The 17,741-nt window shown below is 69.6% G+C and carries 17 protein-coding genes, 1 tRNA gene and 1 pseudogene; 10 read left to right on the top strand and 9 right to left on the bottom strand.

Features of this window, described 5'->3' with window-relative positions; translation table 11 throughout:
• Positions 1-5: 5 nt before the first annotated feature.
• Genes ACGFW6_RS06795 through ACGFW6_RS06780 form a run of 4 tightly spaced genes read right to left on the bottom strand, consistent with a single transcriptional unit; the run spans position 6 to position 4,474 of the window.
• Entirely contained in the window at positions 6-1,034 is a 1,029-nt protein-coding gene (locus ACGFW6_RS06795) for a cysteine synthase family protein (protein ID WP_393505424.1), read from the bottom strand.
• A 31-nt stretch (positions 1,035-1,065) separates the two neighbouring features.
• Positions 1,066-2,418: an alanine racemase gene (locus ACGFW6_RS06790; protein WP_393505422.1), complete on the bottom strand. Its 1,353-nt coding sequence runs from the start codon at positions 2,416-2,418 to the stop codon at positions 1,066-1,068.
• A complete protein-coding gene (locus ACGFW6_RS06785) occupies positions 2,409-3,449 on the bottom strand; it encodes an ornithine cyclodeaminase family protein (RefSeq protein ID WP_393505420.1) in 1,041 nt (346 codons plus the stop codon). Before ACGFW6_RS06785 ends, ACGFW6_RS06790 begins: the two co-directional genes overlap by 10 nt.
• A gap of 35 nt (positions 3,450-3,484) precedes the next feature.
• On the bottom strand, positions 3,485-4,474 hold the full coding sequence (locus ACGFW6_RS06780) for a TauD/TfdA family dioxygenase (protein WP_393505418.1): 990 nt from the start codon (positions 4,472-4,474) through the stop codon (positions 3,485-3,487).
• A gap of 302 nt (positions 4,475-4,776) precedes the next feature.
• On the opposite strand from ACGFW6_RS06780, the gene ACGFW6_RS06775 reads away from it, so the two are divergent.
• From ACGFW6_RS06775 to ACGFW6_RS06760, 4 genes are read left to right on the top strand one after another with little or no spacing between them, the layout of a single operon-like run.
• Positions 4,777-6,330 (top strand): ABC transporter substrate-binding protein, encoded by a 1,554-nt coding sequence (locus ACGFW6_RS06775; RefSeq protein WP_393505417.1) that lies wholly within the window; start codon positions 4,777-4,779, stop codon positions 6,328-6,330.
• Positions 6,315-7,322: an ABC transporter permease gene (locus ACGFW6_RS06770; protein WP_393505415.1), complete on the top strand. Its 1,008-nt coding sequence runs from the start codon at positions 6,315-6,317 to the stop codon at positions 7,320-7,322. Before ACGFW6_RS06775 ends, ACGFW6_RS06770 begins: the two co-directional genes overlap by 16 nt.
• Positions 7,319-8,173 carry an ABC transporter permease gene (locus ACGFW6_RS06765; protein ID WP_393505413.1) on the top strand — a complete coding sequence of 285 codons (855 nt, stop codon included), beginning with the start codon at positions 7,319-7,321 and terminating at the stop codon, positions 8,171-8,173. The genes ACGFW6_RS06770 and ACGFW6_RS06765 overlap by 4 nt, the downstream gene beginning before the upstream one ends.
• The gene (locus ACGFW6_RS06760; protein ID WP_393505411.1) at positions 8,170-9,708 is read left to right on the top strand and encodes an ABC transporter ATP-binding protein; all 1,539 of its coding nucleotides are present in this window, start codon (positions 8,170-8,172) and stop codon (positions 9,706-9,708) included. Before ACGFW6_RS06765 ends, ACGFW6_RS06760 begins: the two co-directional genes overlap by 4 nt.
• Positions 9,709-9,753: 45 nt before the next feature.
• Here the strand turns inward: ACGFW6_RS06760 and ACGFW6_RS06755 are convergent.
• A pseudogene (locus ACGFW6_RS06755) lies at positions 9,754-10,118 on the bottom strand (cation transporter); the annotation flags it as partial.
• Between the two features lie 67 nt (positions 10,119-10,185).
• Here ACGFW6_RS06755 and ACGFW6_RS06750 point away from each other — a divergent pair.
• Together ACGFW6_RS06750 and ACGFW6_RS06745 are read left to right on the top strand one after the other, a co-directional pair.
• Entirely contained in the window at positions 10,186-10,656 is a 471-nt protein-coding gene (locus tag ACGFW6_RS06750) for a hypothetical protein (RefSeq protein WP_393505410.1), read from the top strand.
• Positions 10,609-10,706 (top strand) — tRNA-OTHER (locus ACGFW6_RS06745). Before ACGFW6_RS06750 ends, ACGFW6_RS06745 begins: the two co-directional genes overlap by 48 nt.
• A gap of 119 nt (positions 10,707-10,825) precedes the next feature.
• On the opposite strand, the gene ACGFW6_RS06740 is transcribed toward ACGFW6_RS06745, so the two are convergent.
• From ACGFW6_RS06740 to ACGFW6_RS06730, 3 genes are all read right to left on the bottom strand, one after another.
• Positions 10,826-10,996: a hypothetical protein gene (locus ACGFW6_RS06740; RefSeq protein ID WP_393505408.1), complete on the bottom strand. Its 171-nt coding sequence runs from the start codon at positions 10,994-10,996 to the stop codon at positions 10,826-10,828.
• 5 nt (positions 10,997-11,001) lie between these two features.
• A complete protein-coding gene (locus tag ACGFW6_RS06735; protein ID WP_393505406.1) occupies positions 11,002-11,310 on the bottom strand; it encodes a DUF2188 domain-containing protein in 309 nt (102 codons plus the stop codon).
• Between the two features lie 93 nt (positions 11,311-11,403).
• Positions 11,404-11,814, bottom strand: a complete 411-nt coding sequence (locus ACGFW6_RS06730; RefSeq protein ID WP_393505404.1) for a hypothetical protein — start codon at positions 11,812-11,814, stop codon at positions 11,404-11,406.
• Between the two features lie 198 nt (positions 11,815-12,012).
• Here ACGFW6_RS06730 and ACGFW6_RS06725 point away from each other — a divergent pair, with 198 nt between their 5' ends.
• From ACGFW6_RS06725 to ACGFW6_RS06710, 4 genes are all read left to right on the top strand, one after another.
• Positions 12,013-13,464, top strand: a complete 1,452-nt coding sequence (locus ACGFW6_RS06725; RefSeq protein ID WP_393505402.1) for a helix-turn-helix domain-containing protein — start codon at positions 12,013-12,015, stop codon at positions 13,462-13,464.
• 18 nt (positions 13,465-13,482) lie between these two features.
• Positions 13,483-13,974, top strand: a complete 492-nt coding sequence (locus tag ACGFW6_RS06720; RefSeq protein WP_393505400.1) for a hypothetical protein — start codon at positions 13,483-13,485, stop codon at positions 13,972-13,974.
• Between the two features lie 1,039 nt (positions 13,975-15,013).
• Positions 15,014-16,498, top strand: coding sequence for an alpha/beta hydrolase (locus ACGFW6_RS06715; RefSeq protein WP_393505398.1), 1,485 nt, complete (start codon positions 15,014-15,016; stop codon positions 16,496-16,498).
• 367 nt (positions 16,499-16,865) lie between these two features.
• The gene (locus ACGFW6_RS06710) at positions 16,866-17,093 is read left to right on the top strand and encodes a hypothetical protein (RefSeq protein ID WP_393505396.1); all 228 of its coding nucleotides are present in this window, start codon (positions 16,866-16,868) and stop codon (positions 17,091-17,093) included.
• Between the two features lie 24 nt (positions 17,094-17,117).
• On the opposite strand, the gene ACGFW6_RS06705 is transcribed toward ACGFW6_RS06710, so the two are convergent.
• Positions 17,118-17,681: a cysteine hydrolase family protein gene (locus tag ACGFW6_RS06705; RefSeq protein ID WP_393505395.1), complete on the bottom strand. Its 564-nt coding sequence runs from the start codon at positions 17,679-17,681 to the stop codon at positions 17,118-17,120.
• Between the last annotated feature and the right edge of the window lie 60 nt (positions 17,682-17,741).

The raw sequence follows: 17,741 nt of genomic DNA, 5'->3' as shown, positions 1-17,741 counted from the left end.
CGGTGTCAGTTCTCGCGGAGTTTGGTCAGCAGCTCGTCGATCTCACGCTCGACGGCCGGATCGATCAGGTTGCGGGCGTTCATCCAGTCGTCGTCGAAGACGGTGTCCATGTACTTCTCGCCTCCGTCGTTGATCAGCGCGACCATAGTCGTGCCCGGTGCGAGGGAGGACATCCGGGTCAGCGCCTCGTACACCACCCCGCCCGCGGAGCCGCCGATGAGGAGGCCGAGACGGCGGGCCAGCACCCGCGCGGTGGCGAACGCCTCGACGTCGCCGACCTTGGCGCCCTCGTCCAGCAGGCCATAGTCGACCATGGCGCCGATGGTGGCGCCCTCGGGCGTGCCGGTGCCGGACTGGTAGTAGTCGTGGGCGGGCGGCCCGAAGGCGATCGACCCCTTCGGCTCGACCCCGACGATCTGCACGTCCGGCACGGTCTTGCGTAGTTCCCCGCCGGTTCCGAAGAGCCCACCGCCGGTCCCTACGGCACCGATCAGGATGTCGATACGGCCGTCCAGGGCCGCGTCGAGTTCATGTGCCACGGGCCGGTATCCGTCCCCGTTCGCCATGTTGTTGTGCTGTTCGGTGAAGTAGGCGTTGTCGCTCTCGGCCGCCAGCTTCTCGGCGAACTCCTCGCGGGCGGCGGTGGCCAGCTCCTCGTCGCCCTCCTCGGCGACGTAGATGAGTTCGGCGCCGAGCGCCTTCATGCCGCGTAGTTTGTCGGCGGCGGCGTGGTGGTCGACGACCGCGGTGAAGGTGTAGCCGCGCTCGGCCGCGATGACGGCGAGGCCAAGTCCGGTGTTGCCGGAGGTGGACTCGACGACACGGCCGCCGGGGCGCAGCAGTCCGCGGTCCTCGGCGTCGAGGACCATTTGCCGGGCCATGCGGATCTTCGCGGTGCCGGTCGGGTTGAACTGCTCCAGTTTGAGCAGCAGTCGGCTGCCGGTGTCGGTGCGACACAGTTCGAAGAGCGGGGTGTGACCTATCAGGTCGGAGACACGGCTGACCACGGCGGGACGCGAAAGCGCCTTGTCCATCGGATGGCTCCAGTTTGGGGAGGGGAGAGAGTCAGGCGAGTGGATGGCGGTCGAGCCGCCAGTGGGTCGTACCGCCGGCGGTGTCGAGGACGACCTTCGGGGGGAGCGGAAGGTCGTGGAAGGGGGACTCGTTGGAGTCCATCTGGTATCCGGCGGTGTTGGGGTAGACGAGCAGGTCGCCGACGGCCGGGCGGGTGGGGAACCGTACCTTGCGCCAGGTGACCATGTCGGACTCCAGGCAGGTGGCACCGCCGACGCAGGCGGCGTACGGCTCACCTTGCGGCTCGTGGGCGGGCAGCAGCACCGGATCCGGGAGGTACTCGCTGTTGAACCACTGCTCGGACAGGCTCAGGCTGCTGCCGTCCACGGTGACGATGCCGTAGCCGCTACGGTCCTTGACCCCCTGCACGCGGAAGACCGTGCAGCCGGCGCGGTCCAGCAATGCGCGGCCCGGCTCCAACAAGAGCTTCACGCCCGCCTCACGCAGTCGCCCGGCGAGACCGTCCGTGGTGAGGATCGTGCGCAGGGCGTCGGGGCCCGCCACCGGCGAGTGGTACGGGTAGAAGTCGCCCGGGTTGAAGGACTTGCCCGCGTGATAGTGCTCGGGCCGTTGCTCGCGTAGGAAGCGTTCCCAGTGCTCCGCGTCGGTGTAGTCGACGGCGAAGCCGCCGCCGATGCTGATCCGGTCGGCCTGCAGCCCCAGGGCCCGGGCCTTCAGACAGAGCTCGACGAGTTCGCCCGCCAACTCGGCACGCAACAAAGGATCGTAGCCGGACAGGTGGAAGGAGAAACCCTCCATCACGACGGCGTCCTGGGCCTGCGCGCACCGGGCGAGGGCGGCCTCCAGTTCCGTATCGTCGAGGCCGAAGCGGCTGTGCGGCTGGGCCGCCGGAAGCCGCCGCAGCAGAATGCGCGCCGGGCGGGTCGCGGCGCGCGCCTGTGCGAGGATGCGTTCGAGTTCGTCGAGCGCGTCCACGGCGATCAGGCAGCCCTGCAGGACGGCGACCCGGAGCAGGCCGTCGGTCTTGGCGGGCCCGGTGACCACGACGTGCTCGCCGCGTACCCCGTGACTGAGCGCGTCGCGCAGCTCCCCGGCGCTGGCCACGTCCACGCCCGTACCGGACAGCGCGCAGCAATCCATCCAGGCGGCAGCCTTGTTGGCCTTCTTCGCGTAGTACACCCGGCCTTCGACACCGGCCTCGTTCAACACCTGGGTGAATGAGGCCACATTGGCGTCGAAGCGGTCCGGCAGCAGCAGGTGGAACGGGCCGTCGAACGCGTACGACAGCTCGTGCGGCAGCCCGCTGCTCAGGATCGCGTCGAGCTGTGGATCCGGGTGGGCGGGCAGCGGCGGGGCAGCCGCGGGGGTGTGGGTCACTGCCACAGCGACACCCGTGTTCCCAGGCCCTGTTCGACGGCCAGCTGCGCGAACCGGTGCCCGAGGGCGATATCGGTGACGACCAGGCCGCTGTTGTACGCGAAGATCCGCTCGTCCGGCGCAAGACGCCCACGCGCGCGTCCCGCCACTACCTCCGGGAACTCGGCGTCCACAGCGGGGAAGTTGCCGTCCGCGTCGGCCATGTCCGTGCCGGTGACCTTCATCTGCGCCTCGCTGGTGGCGATCACCCGGTCCGCCCGCTGGAGCGTGGAGGGCGCGATGCCGTGGCCGACCAGGATCGACACGGCGCCCGGCTTCAGGTCGTCGGACTCCACGGCGGCCGGGGTGTGCTGGCCGGCGGTGGCGACCACCAAGTCGGCTTCGGCCGCGGCGGCCCGTACGTCGTCGGCGACCTCCAACTCGCGGTCGGGGAAGTAGTGGTGGAGCCGCTCGCGGACCGCCGCGAGGCCGTCGGGGTGGGTGCCGTAGACCATGAGCCGTTCGAGATCCGGGAGGGTGGTGAGCAGGAACGGCAGGGCGAGCCGGCCCTGGGTTCCGGTACCGATGACCAGCGCACTGCGACTGTCGGGCGCCGCCAGCTCACGGGCGAGCAGCGCCGAGACGGCCGGGGTGCGCAGCGAACCCACGCGAGAGCAGTCCATCATCGCGACCGGCAGGCCGGTGACGTCGTCGTAGATGGTGAGGGTCGTGTAGTAGTGCTGCTCGTCGCGGCCCTTGTCCAGGCCGTGCTTGTACGACGTCTTGATCGCGACGACGTTGCGGACGCCGTCGCGGCCGAGCATGGCGTACGAGACGGAGTGGCCGTCCTCGGGCTTCACGGTGAGTTTGCGCGGGTTGGCCGACTTGCCGTCGGCCAGGGTGCGGTACGCCTGTTCGACCACGTCGACCACGTCGGCGAGGGAGATGTCGAGGCCCGCGACGTCGCTGGTGCTGAGGATGCGCAGGGTCTTGTCGTCCGCGGATATGGCGGGTATGTCGCCCGGGGTGTTGTCCGTGCTTGCGGGGGTGCCGGTCACGGCTGGTCCCTTCGTACGAAGGTGATGGGAGGGGATCAGAGGTGGGCCACGAGGGCGGCCTGGCCGTAGCCGTGTTCGTCTGCCTCGGCGAGCGGGCGGCTGCGGCGGCCGGGGACGCGCACCGAGGCGCGCTTGAGCCAGCGGTCGGTGCCGTCGTAGCGGGCCTTGAAGGGCACCCGGCCGTGGACGACCAGGTCGTTGTCGACTACCAGGACGTCGCCGGGCTCCAGGGCGACGGCGACCGACACGCGTTCCAGTTCGGCGGTCAGCCGGTCGTAGGCGGCGCGGTGGTCGGCGGGCGCCTCGTCGAGCGGGGTGTAGGCGGGGTCGTAGCGCAGGGTCGGCCCGTTGCCGGTATGCCACAGGACGGGGACCTTCGGCGGCTCACCCGCGAACCCCTGCGCCTCGGCGTAGGCGTCGTCGGGGAGGATCGGCAGCACGGGGCGGGACAGCAGCGCCGCGTCGTCCGCGTCGAGCCGGACCTTGCGGATGCTTGCGGCGGTGGTGGCGACGGCGTCGTGGTTGCGCATGCAGGCGAGCAGCAGCAGGTGGGCGCGGCCGGGGTGGAAGGCGTCCTCGGTGTGCGGGCTGAGGAGCACCGTGCTGCTCGCGCCGGTCTGCTCCACCTCGTGGCCGGGCGAGGGCACGATGTTGTGCACGAACCGGCCCTCCTGCTGCCCCTCCCAGGCTATCGGGTGGCCCATGGCCATGGCGAGCAGCAGCAGGATCACGTCCCACTCGGCCGCGTCGTCTCCCGCCGTGGCCCAGCTGGCGGGGGTGGGGCCGATGCCGCCGTCGTCGATGGGCAGGCCGCGCAGGACGAACAGGCCGTCGTCGGTGTCGACCGGGCGACAGTCGTGGCGAATCGTTTCGCCTAGATGAGTGGCGGAGGCGGCGATCTTGCGGAGCAGTTCGGGGCGCGCGGCCGAACTGCCGAAGTCGGCAAGGATCTTCTGGGCGGTGGTGGTCAGCTCGTCGACGGCGTGCGGGGCGAGCTGCCGTATGGGTGCGGCTCCCGTGGGCATGGCGGAGTCATCCGTTCGGGTCCGGGTGTGGGGTGCGGGTGCGACAGGACGCGTTTCCTGTGGACTTGCTGTGCCTCGGCCCGCCGAACGTAACAGCAGAGATTAGGTAAGGCAATCCTTACTGGAGTGCTGTGCTCCCATTGGGTCGATGTCGCGTTTCACGCGCCGACCCGTGCTTCCGTGCGCCGATATGACGCACCGACAGAAACGCGGAAAAGCCGCTTCACAGCTTGCGCATAGGGATCTTCTTAGGGTAGGCACACCTAAGCAATCTGCCCCGTGTGAGTGGAACGAGGTCGTACGTGAACTGGAACAGACGGCAAGTACTGTGGGCCGGCGGCGCGATAGGCGCGGCCGGGCTCCTGGCCGCCTGCGGCGGCGGTGACGAGACCTCGTCCAAGTCGCCGGCGAAGGCGGGCGAGAAGCCGCGGCCCGGGGGCACCCTCCGGGTCGGCGCGCTGGGCCGCGCCTCGGCCATCACCCGTGACCCGCACGGCACCCAAGCGAACGAGAGCGACTACCTGGTCATCTCGCTGGTGTACGACACGCTCACCGTCCCCGGCACCAAGCCCAACACCGTCCCCCGCCTGGCCGCCTCCTGGAAGGCATCGGACGACCTGAAGACCTGGAGCTTCACTCTCGCCAAGGGAGCGAAATTCCACGACGGTACTCCGGTCACCGCCGAGGATGTCGTCTGGTCGCTGAAGCGGCTGCGCAACACTCCCTCGGGCGCTTCCCGCCTGCCGGGCATCAAGCCGGAGAACATCAAGGCCGACGGCGACGACACTGTGGTGCTGGTGTCCGACTACGCCAATGCCGAACTGCCGCAGCTGACCCGCCTGACGACCTTCGTGCTGAAGAAGGACACGGCGGAGAAGGACCTTGGCAAGGCTCCCGGCACGGGCCCGTTCAAGCTGGACTGGTTCCGCTCGGGCAATGCTCGCCTGGTGCGCAACGAGGACTGGTACGGCGGTGACGTGTACCTCGACGCCATCGAGGTCAAGATCTTCGAAAGCCCGCAGGCGATGGCCAACGCGTTGCTCGCCGGGCAGATCGACGTGGCCTCCAATGTCGGTGCGGTGGCGGCCCGTACGGCCGAGAAGCGCGAGGACATCCAGATCGTGCGCCGCCCCAACGACATGGCGATGCCGATCGTCATGCGCACCACCGACGGACCGTTCGCGGACGCGAAGGTGCGGGAGGCGCTGCGGCTGGCCGTGGACCGCGAGGCCATGGTCAAGCAGGTGCTGTCCGGCTACGGCACGGTCGGCAACGACATCCTCGGCACCGGCGACCCCGCCTACGCCAAGGACATCGCGCAGCGTAAGCGGGATCTGGCCAAGGCCAAGTCGCTGCTGAAGGAAGCCAAGTTCGACCTGTCGAAGACGTACAAGCTGCTGACCACCGAGGACATCGCGGGCCTCGCCGAGTCGGCCACCCTGTTCGCCTCCCAGGTCCGCGAGGCCGGGGTGAAGGTCGAGGTGGTCAAGCAGGAGTCGGCCACCTTCTGGGAGAAGACCTGGCTCAAGGGCGACCTGTACACCACCTACTGGGGCACCAACGACTCCGTGGTGTTCTTCGCCAGCAAGACCCTGGTCTCCGACTCCGGTCAGAACGAGGCCGGTTGGAAGAACACCGAGTTCGACGCCGCGTACAAGAAGGCGATGGCGACCAAGGACGCGGCGGAGCGCGCCAAGGTGCTGCACGAGCTCCAGCAGATCGAGTACGACGAGTCCGGCTACCTGCTGTGGGGCATGGCTGACGGCATCGACCTGGCCGGCGCCGCCGTGCGCGATCTGCCCACCCTGCCGGGCTATGGGCGCGTCCAGCTTGAGACGGCATGGCTGGCTCGCTGACCAAGGAGGAACCGGCCGGGGGCATCGACTCGCCCCGGCCGGTTCCGGCCGTCGTACGTACGGCCGCTCACGCGGCCGGTGTGCTCACGCGCCGGGTCCTGCTGCTGGCCGTACTGCTCGCGTTCGTGTTCGCCGCCGTGGAGCTGCTGCCGGGCGACGCGGCCACCGCCACCTCCGAGCGAGGGGAGAGTGCGGCCGACATCGCCGAGCGGCGACGGCTGCTCGGCCTGGACCGGCCGGTCCTGGAACGCTTCTGGGAGTGGATGACCGGGCTGCCCACCGGAGACCTCGGTACCTCCGCACACGGAGAGCCGGTCGCCGACCTGCTCGACCGGCCCTTCCCCAACACCCTGCTGCTCGGCGGGCTCGCCCTGCTGGTGACGCTCGTCGCCTCCGTCGCCCTCGGCTGCTGGGCCGCGGCCCGGTCCGGAGGAAGGGCCGACCGGGCCGTGTCGGCGAGCGCCACCGGCGTACTCGCCCTGCCCGAGTTCGTGGTCGCCGTCGCCCTCGTCCTGGTCTTCGCCCTGTGGACGGACTGGTTGCCCGCCGTCACCCTCACCGACGCCGACGGCTCGCCCGCCTCCTGGGACATGCTCGTGCTGCCGGTGCTCGCGCTGGCGATCCCGCAGATCGGCTGGAACACCCGCATCGTGCGGGCCGCGCTCGCCGACGAGGCGAAGGCGCCGCACATCGAGACCGCCGTGCTCGACGGTCTCCCGCGGCACCGGATCCTCACCCACCATCTGCTGCCCGGCGCACTGCCGACCATCGCGGCCGGGATCGCCACCTCCACTGGCATGCTGCTGGGCGGCGCGGTCGTCGTGGAGACCATCTTCAACTACCCCGGCATCGGCTCCGTCCTCGCCGGAGCGGTCACCGACCGGGACAGCCCCGTCATCGCCGGCGTCGTCGCCGTCACCGGGGCCGTCATCACCGGCGTCCTGCTGCTCGCCGATCTCGTACGCGCCTGGGCCTCCGGAGGCCGGACATGACCGTGACCACAGCCACCGTGAAACCGGCTCCGTCCGCGCGCCGCTCTCGCCGCCGGGTCGCACTCCGTGTGCTCCCGGCCCTGCTGCTCACCGCCCTCGCCCTGGCCGGACCATGGCTCGCCCCGCACGCCATCGACGCCCCGCTCACCGTCCCCTACGCCGAACCCGGCGGCGACGCACCCCTCGGCGGCGACCAGCTGGGCCGTGACGTGCTCAGCCGGGTACTGGCCGGAGGGCGCGAACTCGTCGTCACTTCCCTGCTCGTAGCCGTCCTGGTCACGGCGGCGGCCGCTGCGCTGGGCGCGGTCAGCGCCCTGCGCCCGGCCGTCGGACGGATCGTCGAACGCACCGCAGACGTCCTGATGCTGCTGCCGGCCGTCCTCGGCATCCTCCTCGTCACCCTGTCCTGGCCGGACGGCGGACGGCTCGCCGTCGTCACCGCGTCCGTCGTCCTGGGCGTCCCCTACGCGGTCCGCCTGGTCGCGAGCGCAGCCGCGCCCGTTGCCGCCTCCGGATACGTGGAAGCGGCGGCCGTCGGCGGCGAACGCCTCGGGTACCTCGTCGTACGGGAGGTGCTCCCCAACCTACGGGCCACCCTCCTCGCGCTCTTCGGACTACGTTTCGTCGCCGCCGTATACCTCGTCGCCACCGCCGGCTTCCTCCAGGTCGGTCCCCAACCGCCCGCCGCCGACTGGGCGTTGATGATCCGCGAGAACTCCGCCGGCATCCTCCTCAACCCCTGGGCCGTCCTCGCCCCCAGCATCGCCATCGGCCTGCTCGCCATGAGCGTCAACCTGGCGGCAGCCGCCCTGGTCCCCACAACCGGCCGGAAGGCGGTACCCGCACTGTGAACCACATGCCCGACTGGTACTCCGACAGCCAGGCAGCGGAAGGGGAGATGGCGGTCCGGGTCGAGGGCCTGACCGTCACCGCCCCGAACGGCCGCCTCCTGCTGGAGGGGGCCGACCTGGAACTGGCCCCTGGCCGCGTCACCGCCGTAGTGGGCCCCTCCGGCTGCGGCAAGACCACCCTGCTGCGGGCCGTGACGGGCGCCCTCCCCCCGGGCACCGAACGCACCACCGGCACCATCACCGTCCTCGGCCAGGACCCCCTCACCCTGCCCGCCCCCAACCTGCGCGCTCTACGCCGACACCGCCTCGCCTACGTCGGCCAGGACCCCGGCTCCGGGCTCAACCCGCGCATGAGCGTGCGGCGCCTGCTCGCCGAAGTCGCAGTGGACCCGAGCCGGGACGCGATCCAGGCACAGCTCGCCGAAGTGCGGCTGCCCATCGACGACGGCCTGCCCGACCGCCGTATCGGCGGGCTGTCGGGCGGCCAGCAGCGACGAGTCGCACTCGCCCGCGCCCTGGCCCGCCGCCCCGCCGTCCTCCTCCTCGACGAGCCCACCGCCGGACTCGACCCGGCGCTACGCGACGAGATCGCCGACCTCCTGCGGCACCTCGCAGAGCACCACCGAATAGCCATCGCTCTGTCCTGCCACGACACCGACCTGGTCGCCCGCCTCGCCGACGAGGTCGTGGACCTGACCGGCCCGCGCCCCAAGGCAACCCTGGCCAGCCCGCGCACCGCGGGGGAACCCGCCCGCACCGCGTCGGACAGCCCGCCCACCCTCACGGCATCCGGCCTGCACGCCGCCCACACCCACCGGGGCCGACGCCTCCCCGTGCTCCACGGCATCGACCTCACCCTCGCCACCGGAAGCAGCCTGGGCATCGTCGGCGCCTCGGGCTCCGGCAAGACCACCCTGCTGCGCACCCTCGTCGGCCTGCACCGCCCCACTGACGGCAGCATCGGGCTGGACGGCGCACGCCTCGCCCCCGCCGCGCACCGCCGCTCCCGCAACCAGCGTCGCCGCCTCCAACTCGTGCCGCAGGACCCGCTCGGCACCCTCAACCCCAGCCGCACGGTCGGCACCGCACTGCGCCGCCCTCTCCTGCTGCACCACCGGACCGCACGCGCCGAGGCCCCCGCCCGCGTCCTGGAACTCCTGGAACAGGTCGGCCTACCTGCCGCGTCAGCCGACCGCTACCCCCACGAACTGTCCGGCGGACAGCGCCAACGCGTGGCGATCGCCCGCGCGTTGGCGGCCGACCCCGACGTGCTGTTCTGCGACGAGCTCACCTCCGCACTCGACGCAGACACCGCCGTAGCCGTCATGGACCTACTGACAGACCTCCGCGACCGCCGCGGCCTGTCCCTCGTCCTCGTCAGCCACGACCTGCGCCTCGTCGCCGACCGGACAGACTCGCTGATCGTGATGTCCGAGGGGCACGTGGTCGAGTCGGGCCCCACCGCACAGTTGTTCAGCTCACCGACGCATCCGGTGACGGCCGCGCTGGCGACGGGCATTCCGCTCGGTGGCTGATGAACTGTCCTCCGCGAGGTACCTGGTGCTCGCGCTCCCGGTTCGTCAGCCGCAGCAGTCGCATCCGGGGCGGCACCCGCACGCGTCATCATCCGTCTTGTCCGACGGCCCTGCTGAAGCGGCAGTTGGGGCGCAGCAGCCTTCACCCCGCCAGGCATCGCGGCCTTCCTTGACGGCGATCGCGGCGATGACCAGGCCAGCGATCGAGTCGGCCCAGGACCAGCCGAGGGTGGCATTGAGGACCAGACCGATCAGGAGCACGGCCGAGAGATAGGTGCACAACAGGGGGTCTGCTTGGAGTCCGCGACCGCGGAGGCGGAGCCGAGTTCGCGTCCGGCGCGGCGCTGGGCGGCGGACAGGAACGGCATCACGGCCAGCGACAGGGCGGCGAGCACGATGCCGGGGATGGAGCTTACCGGGAGGGGAGACGCTGTTATGCGATAAGGGCTGTCCCTGGCGTGGCGGAGGATGGTGCTCATGTGCGCTCTTTTCGACCCTCCCGAGCCCCGCCACGTCGCGCCGGGCGAGTACCCATTGTGGGACCAGGCTCTCGCCCTTCTGAACCGGGACGTGGCGGTGACACTTCCCCACCTGGGACCCCTGCAACTGCTGGCCCTTCCGCCTTACGATGCGGATGAGCCGGAGAATGTCTACGTCGCCCTGGCCAACGGCGAGTGGCACGGCAATCACCTGGACCCGAACTCGCAGGACGGCCTTGGCTTTGCGCTGGCGAGCGTTGCCGATGCCGTGCAGGAGACCGTCATCGAGCGTCTGTGGCAGGCGTGGCCCCTGTGTCCCGAGCATGGCCTGGGCATGCATCCAAGCGATGCAGAGGGGCAATTGTCCTGGTGGTGCGCGGGGGAACGGTTGCATCGCGGCCCGGCTCATATCCACGCGGCCGTGGGTGCACTCGACGCCTTGGGGAATTCGATCCGTACACGGTCTTGAAAACCGTCGTGGCAGCGATGTCACCGTGGGTTCAAATCCCACACCCACCGCTTGTGAACGGCCCCTGACCAGGTAAATCGGTCAGGGGCCGTTGCGATGGGCGTTGCCTGTCAATTACCGCTGTTCCCCGCCGTTTCCCGTTCGATCGGGCACGCATGGGGCATGAGGGTCATCCGTCGCTGCGCTCGATGAGGAACGTGATCTCCTTACGGATGCTCATCACGATGCGCCCTTCCTCGTTGAGGAAGTGGGTGTACTCGTCCTGGGCCTTGTAGGAGTCGGCGTGTACCTGGCGCTCTGTGCTGCCGGACACATCACGGTTGATCCAGAAGTGGGCCATGTTGATCAGCCCTTCGGCGGGTGCGGGTCGTTGCCGGGAGCGATCGTGCGCTGATCCCGCAACTGGCCGTTCCTGCCGTGGACGCGCAATTCGCCGCCTCCGTCGTTGGTCAGGATCTCCGTGGCCCGAGTGATGGCCTCGGCCTGTGTGGGGAGTACGGCGCTTGCGCGATCGGAGCCGGGCTTGGTGACTGCCCATCCATCGTCCCGCTGCGTCACGTCCCGGGAGTTCGCCTGTCCGGATATTAAATCTCCGTTTCCGAGGCGGACCGCCTGACCCCGCACCTTGGAGAAGCGGCACGACGCGGAGACCATCACGATCAGGAGCGGCCCTGTGAAACGGGCCAGCCAGTCTCCACCGCCCGGCCCATCACGGCCGCTTCCAGGCGTGCCGGATACGCGGGTTCATCAGCTGGCCTCCCCGAGCGCGGCGACAGTGAGCGCGATCGTGAGGTCGGTGACTGCCGTGTGAGCAGGGCCGTCGGTGGGATCAACCACCCAGCGCAGCAGCCCGCTCTCCCAGCCCGGCGGAGCGAGAACCACCCACGATCCCTCGCCAAGCGCACGCGTCCGCTCCCGCCGCCATCTCTGTGCGGTGCCGGGTGGGGTGAGGAAGTACGCCTGGCCGCTGCCCTGGTCGTGCAGAACCGGTCCCACAGGAGTGCCTGCGGCTTCTAGGAAGCGCACCGCCCGTACTCCCATGCCGGCTTCGACACGGATGGCGTCCCATTCCTGGCCGGCGGCGAAGAGCCGCGGCTCGTTCAGGCACCGGGCCCATGTCGCCTGAGGCAGGCGGGACTGATGCGAGTGCGTGGTCATGGCTCTCCTCCGTCCGCTGGGGTCAGGCCGCCCTGTCCCTCGGGGTCGGTCACCGGTGGGGGTCGGGCGCTCACCAAGCGTGGTCGGCCATGGGCAACTGCGGTATGACCAGTGGGTGTTACCGAGGCGGGAATACACTCGTTTCCGGCTTCGTACGAAGCTTGATCGCGCCTAGGATCGAATCCGGAAGTTGGCCACATGGACGCCACCACCCCCGGCACGCTCGCTCGCGACATCCTCGAACGCGAGGATGTCCGCCAAGCCCTGGCAGAGCACGACTTCGCAGCCGCCTTCGCCCTGATCAAGAAATACGGCGGCCTGTCGCAGAACCGCATCGCCTCGGCCTGCCACCTCACCCCCGGCAAGATCTCCACGATCATCAGCGGTCAGCAGCAGGTCACCAGCTTCGAGGTCATCTGCCGTATCGCCGACGGGCTCCGGATCCCGGGCCATCTTCTTGGACTCGGTCCGCGTGCCTGGGAAACCCGGCCGGTCCAGGCCGATCCCTCGCCGGAGCCTGAGGGCGAGCGGCCCAGCACTGATGAGGTCCCCTGGCGGCCCGATGCCACCGTGGACCTGGCCGCGAACCTGACGAGGAGCGATCTCGTGATGGACCGACGCGCGGCGACCCGCGCACTGGCCGGGGCCGCCATCACCGGCGCCGCCCTGCTCGACCCGCTGGAGGGGTGGCTCCAGCCCGCAGCATCCGCCGCACGACCGCGTCGACGCGGCCGACTCGGCGCACGCGAGGTCGAGGAGCTGGAGTCCACTGCCCGCGCGTTTCGCGCCTGGGACCACAAGTACGGCGGCGGCCTGCGCCGCAAGGCCGTGTTGGGCCAGCTCAGCGAAGTGGCCGCCCACCTCGACGAACACCAGGCACCCCGGGTCGAACAGCGTCTCTACCAGGTCATGGCCCAGCTCGCGGGCACGGCAGCCACCATGGCCTGGGACACGGGTCTCCAGCACCGCGCCCAGAAGTACTACCTGCTGGCCCTGCGCGCGGCCCACGCCGGCGGTGACATGGTCTTCGGAGCCAATGTCCTGGCGGGTATGGCACGCCAGATGCTCTACCGCGACCAGCCCCAGGATGCCCTCGAACTCATCCGCCTCGCACAGGACGGTGCTCGGCATGTCGCGGGGCCCAGAGTGCGGTCCATGCTCCACACCCGCGAGGCGTGGGCGTACGCGGGAATGTCCCGCACCGCCGCCTTCCAACGAGCCACCACCCAGGCAGCCGAAGCACTGGTGGATGCCCAGCCGGGCGAAGAGCCGTACTGGATCGCCTACTTCAACGAGGCCGAGCTCGCCGGCACCACCGGCGGCCGACTCCTCGACCTGGCCCGCCAGGACCCCAAACGACACGCCGAAGCCGCAGCCACGGAGATCCGTCAGGCCCTCGACCGACGCGGCCCCGAAGCCAGCCGCAGCCACGCCCTGGACCGCATCGGCCTGGCCCAGTGCCACTTCCTGCTCGGCGACGTGAACGCGGCGGTGGAGGAAACCCAGCGCGCCGTGGACGCCGCGCGTGCCACACGCTCCAGCCGCGTGCGCGCCCAGCTCGGCGAGCTCTACACGTACACCGTGGGCAACAACACGGCGCGACCCGTGCGCGAGGCTCGCGATAGGATCCGCGACCTGCTGTCGACCTGAAAGAGGAGAACGAGGACCGTGACGACCATCGCGGTGACCGGGCACATGGACCTGACCGAGGACAGCATCCCTCTGGTCCGCACCGCCCTGGACGACCTGCTCAAGCAATACGCCGAAGACAGCGATCTCGTCGGCGTCTCCTGCATCGCCAAGGGATCCGACTCACTCTTCGCCGAAGCCGTCCTTGCTGCAGGCGGACGCTTGACCGTCGTCATCCCCTCCCAGGACTACCGCGAGAACAAGGTCAAGCCCGACCACGCCGCCCTATTCGACCGTCTCGCAGAAGCCGCCCACGAGGTCTTGGTCCTACCCCACGAGACCGCCAACAGGCAGGCGTACGAAGCTGCCAACGCCGTCCTCATCGAACGCGCCGATCGCCTCGTCGCCGTATGGAACGGCGAACCACCCACCGGCAAGGGTGGTGGCACGGCCGACACCGTCGTCGAAGCGCAGGCCGCAGGTCTCCCCGTAGACGTGGTCTGGCCTGAGGGGGCGGCTCGCAGGGGCTGAGCTCTGAGGGTGATGTTCGAAGTGTCACCGAATCAAAGCCATATTACGGGGTGAAGCAACGGGTGAAAACGACCTCTAAGGAGAGGCCTGCCAACGCCAGCCGCGCACCGAGCAGGGCGCCGCGCGAAAGCAGACGCACGCTTTCCAAATGTTCGTCTGAGGGTTCGAGGGTGATCAGGAGTGTCCTGACCCGCGATGGAGCGGTGCCGGTGGTAGCTGGCGGACGGTGCTGAACGGCGGTGAATGCAACCAGAACTGCAACCGCTGGGGAGCGGATTCCTGCGGGTCGGGAGGGGGCGCCGCGAGGAGCTGAGATACCTCGGCGAGCACGACAGGCCGCCTTCTCTTTGACGGCCATCGAGGGCCAACCCCGGCTGTCGGCGGGCAGGGCTTCCATGGCATCTGGTAGTACCGGCAGCTGCCGCGTCCGGTCAGATCGCAGGTCAATCCGCACGCGGGGCATGGCCATTCAGATGGGAGCGAGCCGCCCGCGTGAACTCATCAATAGTATCCAGCAGTTGGGCACGTGCAGGAGGAGTCGAAGGGAGCGGCTCCCCCGGCGATGAGCTCAAGGAGACTGGTGCCAATCGGTTGCCTACGGGTCTGATCAGCGCGGAAGGCGATTGTCTCAGCAAGATCGGCAATGGTGCTCAGGGCCCTCAAGTGAGACGACCGCCGTCGCGGCCCGCACTGGTTCAACGGTGACTGACGCCCTCATGCGCGCGGCTCGACGGTTGATCTCCTCGCGTAGCGACTCGTCTTCGAAGAACGCTTGTATGCCGAGTTCGATGCGCGCTGAATCCAGACAGAGCCCTACTTCCGGAATTCCGCATGCGCCTGCACACACGACAGGTGTGGCCCCTGACCCGACCCTGACCATTTCTCGCTCTGCGCCCGGGTCGCCCCTGAGTGGTCCCCGACCCGACCCGGAAAGCCCCTGACAAGGGCGACCCATGGGCGACAGTGCCCCTAACGTGACGACGGTGCCTCGGCCGGGTCCGCACGCCTGACACAACCGCTCTCTCCACGAGGAGGATCCATGCCGTTAAGGGGTAGATCTGCACTGCGGCGCATCGCGGCGCGGGGCAGGGCCATGGCCGTGGGAGCCGCCATGGCCGTCATCACCGGCCTGGCCGCCGCTCCCGCGGTCCACGCGTCGGCGTCTTCTACCGGAGCCCTGCGGTGGGCGCCGTGTGACGACCCGGTGAAGCCGGGAGCCGAGTGCGCCACTCTTTCGGTGCCGGTCGACTGGGCCCACCCGGAGGGGCCGAGACTCGACCTGGCCGTGGCCCGCCGCAAGGCCACCGAGTCCGGCGCACGCGTTGGCTCGATGGTATTCGGCCCGGGCGGGCCGGGCGACTCGGGTGTGGAGATGGTGGTGGGCCGTATCAGCCGGTTCAGCCCCGAGGTCCACCGCAGGTTCGACATCGTCAGCTTCGACCCGCGCGGCGTGGGCAACAGCAACCCGGTGACCTGCTCTGGCGACCTGCTTGCTGAGCGGCCGTCACCGGAGCTGAAGGGCCAGGCGGACTTCGAGGCCACTACGGCGTACAACAAGCGGCTCCGTGCCGACTGCCGGGCCCGTACCGGCCCCGTGTTCGACCATCTCGACATCGCCCAGACGGTTCGGGACCTGGACGCCCTCCGGGCCGCCCTCGGCGAGCGGAAACTGACCTTCCACGGCAGCTCGTACGGCACGCTGCTCGGGGCTCAGTACGCCGAGACCTACCCGCGCCGCGTGCGTGCGATGGTGCTGGAGAGCGTCATGGACCACAGCGTCCCGACCACCCGGGACTTCCTGCAGTCCGAGGCGGCCACGGCACAGGATTCATTCCAGGAGTTCGTGAAGTGGTGCGCCGGCGCCGCGGACTGCGCGCTGCACGGCCGCGACGTCCGCGCCGTCTGGCAGAGCCTGTTGGCCCGGGCCGGGCGCGGCGAGCTGGAGGACCCGAAGAAGCTGGGCACCTCGCTGCCGTCTTCGGACCTGGTCAACAAGATCGCGTTCAAGAAGTTCTACGTGGCCGACTACGCAGGCCTGGCCATGGCGATCGCGGGGATGGACGCGAGCAAGCCGCTGCCCGCGTCGCCCACCTCGATAGCACCGCTGCATCCGGCCACCCCGGTCTTCTGCTCGGACTGGCTCTTGCCGGTGCGCGACTACCAGGAGTACGCCTCGCTCGTCGCGATGCTGGACAAGACCGCGCCCGACCTGCCATACCTGCTGCCGATCCACATGGCAGCGGCGTGCCTGGGCGCGCCGACCGCCAACCCGCAGCACCGCCTGGACGCAGACGGCGCCCCGCCGATCCTGCTGTCCAACGCACTGCACGACCCCGCCACCGGCTACCCGTGGGCGGTCTCGGTGACCCGGCAGCTCGGCCGCAGCGGCGTGCTCCTCACCTATAAGGGCCACGGGCACGGCAGCGTCACCAGGGGCCCGTGTATGGAGGGCGCCGTGGATAGCTATCTCACCGACCTGGCAGTCCCACCAGAGGGCACCAGCTGCCCCGCCATGCCGTTCTGACAGCGTGCCGATCCGGATCCACCCCCCGTACGGACCCGGATCGGCAAGACTGATGGGCCCGCACTTCCTCGCGGTTCGCCGCCATGCCGGCGTGGCAGGCGAAGGCCCGCACTCTCCACATCGACTGCCGCACCATTCGCTTGGAAGCCCTGGTCGGCCGGTCGCCACTCGCGCGACGACCTGACTCGCCGGACAGGACACCTAGGGCCTAGGGGAGTCGAACCCGATCTGACGTTGCTCACCGGTCAGCGCGACGACGGCGGTGCACGCGGCGCCGACGAGCCTGAAGACAGCGGCCCGGCCGATGTCCAGGTGCTTCAGCGGCGAGCTGTTTGCACAGACCCTGATCGTCAGCCCCATCACCGCCATGCACGTCGATCGCCCGGAGGTCGGCATCTCCAACTTCCAGGCGATGCACGACCGGGTCGGGATCAACGCCACGCAGCTTCGGCGGGACCGGTTCCTCGATGAGGCACGAGAGACCGCGGACCCGGTCCGGCTGATGTGCTTGTTCGGCATCACCTCGCACACCGCGATCCACTACGTCGGCTCCGCCCATCCCGAGCACTTCATCATCGATCCCACCCAGGCATAGGGACCGCGAAAGGACGGCCTCCCGCTATTGCGGTGCGATGGCTTTGAGCCAGTCCTCGATGGTGACGACATCTGCCCACTGCGGGAACAGTCTTTCGGTGAGGACCTGGTGCACCTCGAGGTCGGTGTCGAGGCAGGCATCCGCCAGGACGGTGAGGCCGAAGTCCAGGTCGATGGCGTGCCACAGGGTGGACAGCACTACAGCGCTGGTGGCGATGCCGGTGAGAACGAGGCTGTTGATATCGCGAGCCCTGAGTACCAAGTCGAGGTCGCTGCCCGAGAACGCGCTCCCCCGCCTCTTGGTAACCACGATGTCGCCCTGCTGGGGCGCAACGTCGTCATGGATCTCGGTGCCAGGCGCGCCCTCGGTGAACAGGCCGGCCCGCACCGCGTTCGTGATCACCTTGTTGCGAGGGCTGACTACTGGATCACCCGGCCGTAACCCCATCACCACGTAGATCACGGGGATGCCGGCAGCCCGGGCACCGTCGATCGCCCTGCGCAAGCGCGGCAGATATCCGGAACCATCGTCGGCGATGGCCACGACGTCCCGTTGGACGTCCATCACCAGAAGTGCGCTGTTCGCCATGCGTGCCGTCCCTTCTCCATTGGGAAATAGAAGCAAGTCTGGTGGGGCAGCCAAGCCGCG

The sequence above is a fragment of the Streptomyces sp. Y7 genome (assembly GCF_043195415.1).
Lineage (GTDB): Bacteria > Actinomycetota > Actinomycetes > Streptomycetales > Streptomycetaceae > Streptomyces.
The sequence above is the reverse complement of the archived record's forward strand: the minus strand, read 5'-3'. Positions and strand labels throughout refer to the sequence as shown.

Excerpts from the sequence above, each read along its gene's own strand:
- ACGFW6_RS06710 (WP_393505396.1), top strand. The coding sequence starts at position 16,866 with ATGCACGTCGATCGCCCGGAGGTCGGCATCTCCAACTTCCAGGCGATG.
- ACGFW6_RS06725 (WP_393505402.1), top strand. The coding sequence starts at position 12,013 with ATGGACGCCACCACCCCCGGCACGCTCGCTCGCGACATCCTCGAACGC.
- ACGFW6_RS06770 (WP_393505415.1), top strand. The coding sequence starts at position 6,315 with ATGGCTGGCTCGCTGACCAAGGAGGAACCGGCCGGGGGCATCGACTCG.
- ACGFW6_RS06715 (WP_393505398.1), top strand. The coding sequence starts at position 15,014 with ATGCCGTTAAGGGGTAGATCTGCACTGCGGCGCATCGCGGCGCGGGGC.
- ACGFW6_RS06765 (WP_393505413.1), top strand. The coding sequence starts at position 7,319 with ATGACCGTGACCACAGCCACCGTGAAACCGGCTCCGTCCGCGCGCCGC.
- ACGFW6_RS06750 (WP_393505410.1), top strand. The coding sequence starts at position 10,186 with ATGTGCGCTCTTTTCGACCCTCCCGAGCCCCGCCACGTCGCGCCGGGC.
- ACGFW6_RS06795 (WP_393505424.1), bottom strand. The coding sequence starts at position 1,034 with ATGGACAAGGCGCTTTCGCGTCCCGCCGTGGTCAGCCGTGTCTCCGAC.
- ACGFW6_RS06735 (WP_393505406.1), bottom strand. The coding sequence starts at position 11,310 with ATGGTCTCCGCGTCGTGCCGCTTCTCCAAGGTGCGGGGTCAGGCGGTC.
- ACGFW6_RS06780 (WP_393505418.1), bottom strand. The coding sequence starts at position 4,474 with ATGCCCACGGGAGCCGCACCCATACGGCAGCTCGCCCCGCACGCCGTC.
- ACGFW6_RS06705 (WP_393505395.1), bottom strand. The coding sequence starts at position 17,681 with ATGGCGAACAGCGCACTTCTGGTGATGGACGTCCAACGGGACGTCGTG.
- ACGFW6_RS06740 (WP_393505408.1), bottom strand. The coding sequence starts at position 10,996 with ATGGCCCACTTCTGGATCAACCGTGATGTGTCCGGCAGCACAGAGCGC.
- ACGFW6_RS06730 (WP_393505404.1), bottom strand. The coding sequence starts at position 11,814 with ATGACCACGCACTCGCATCAGTCCCGCCTGCCTCAGGCGACATGGGCC.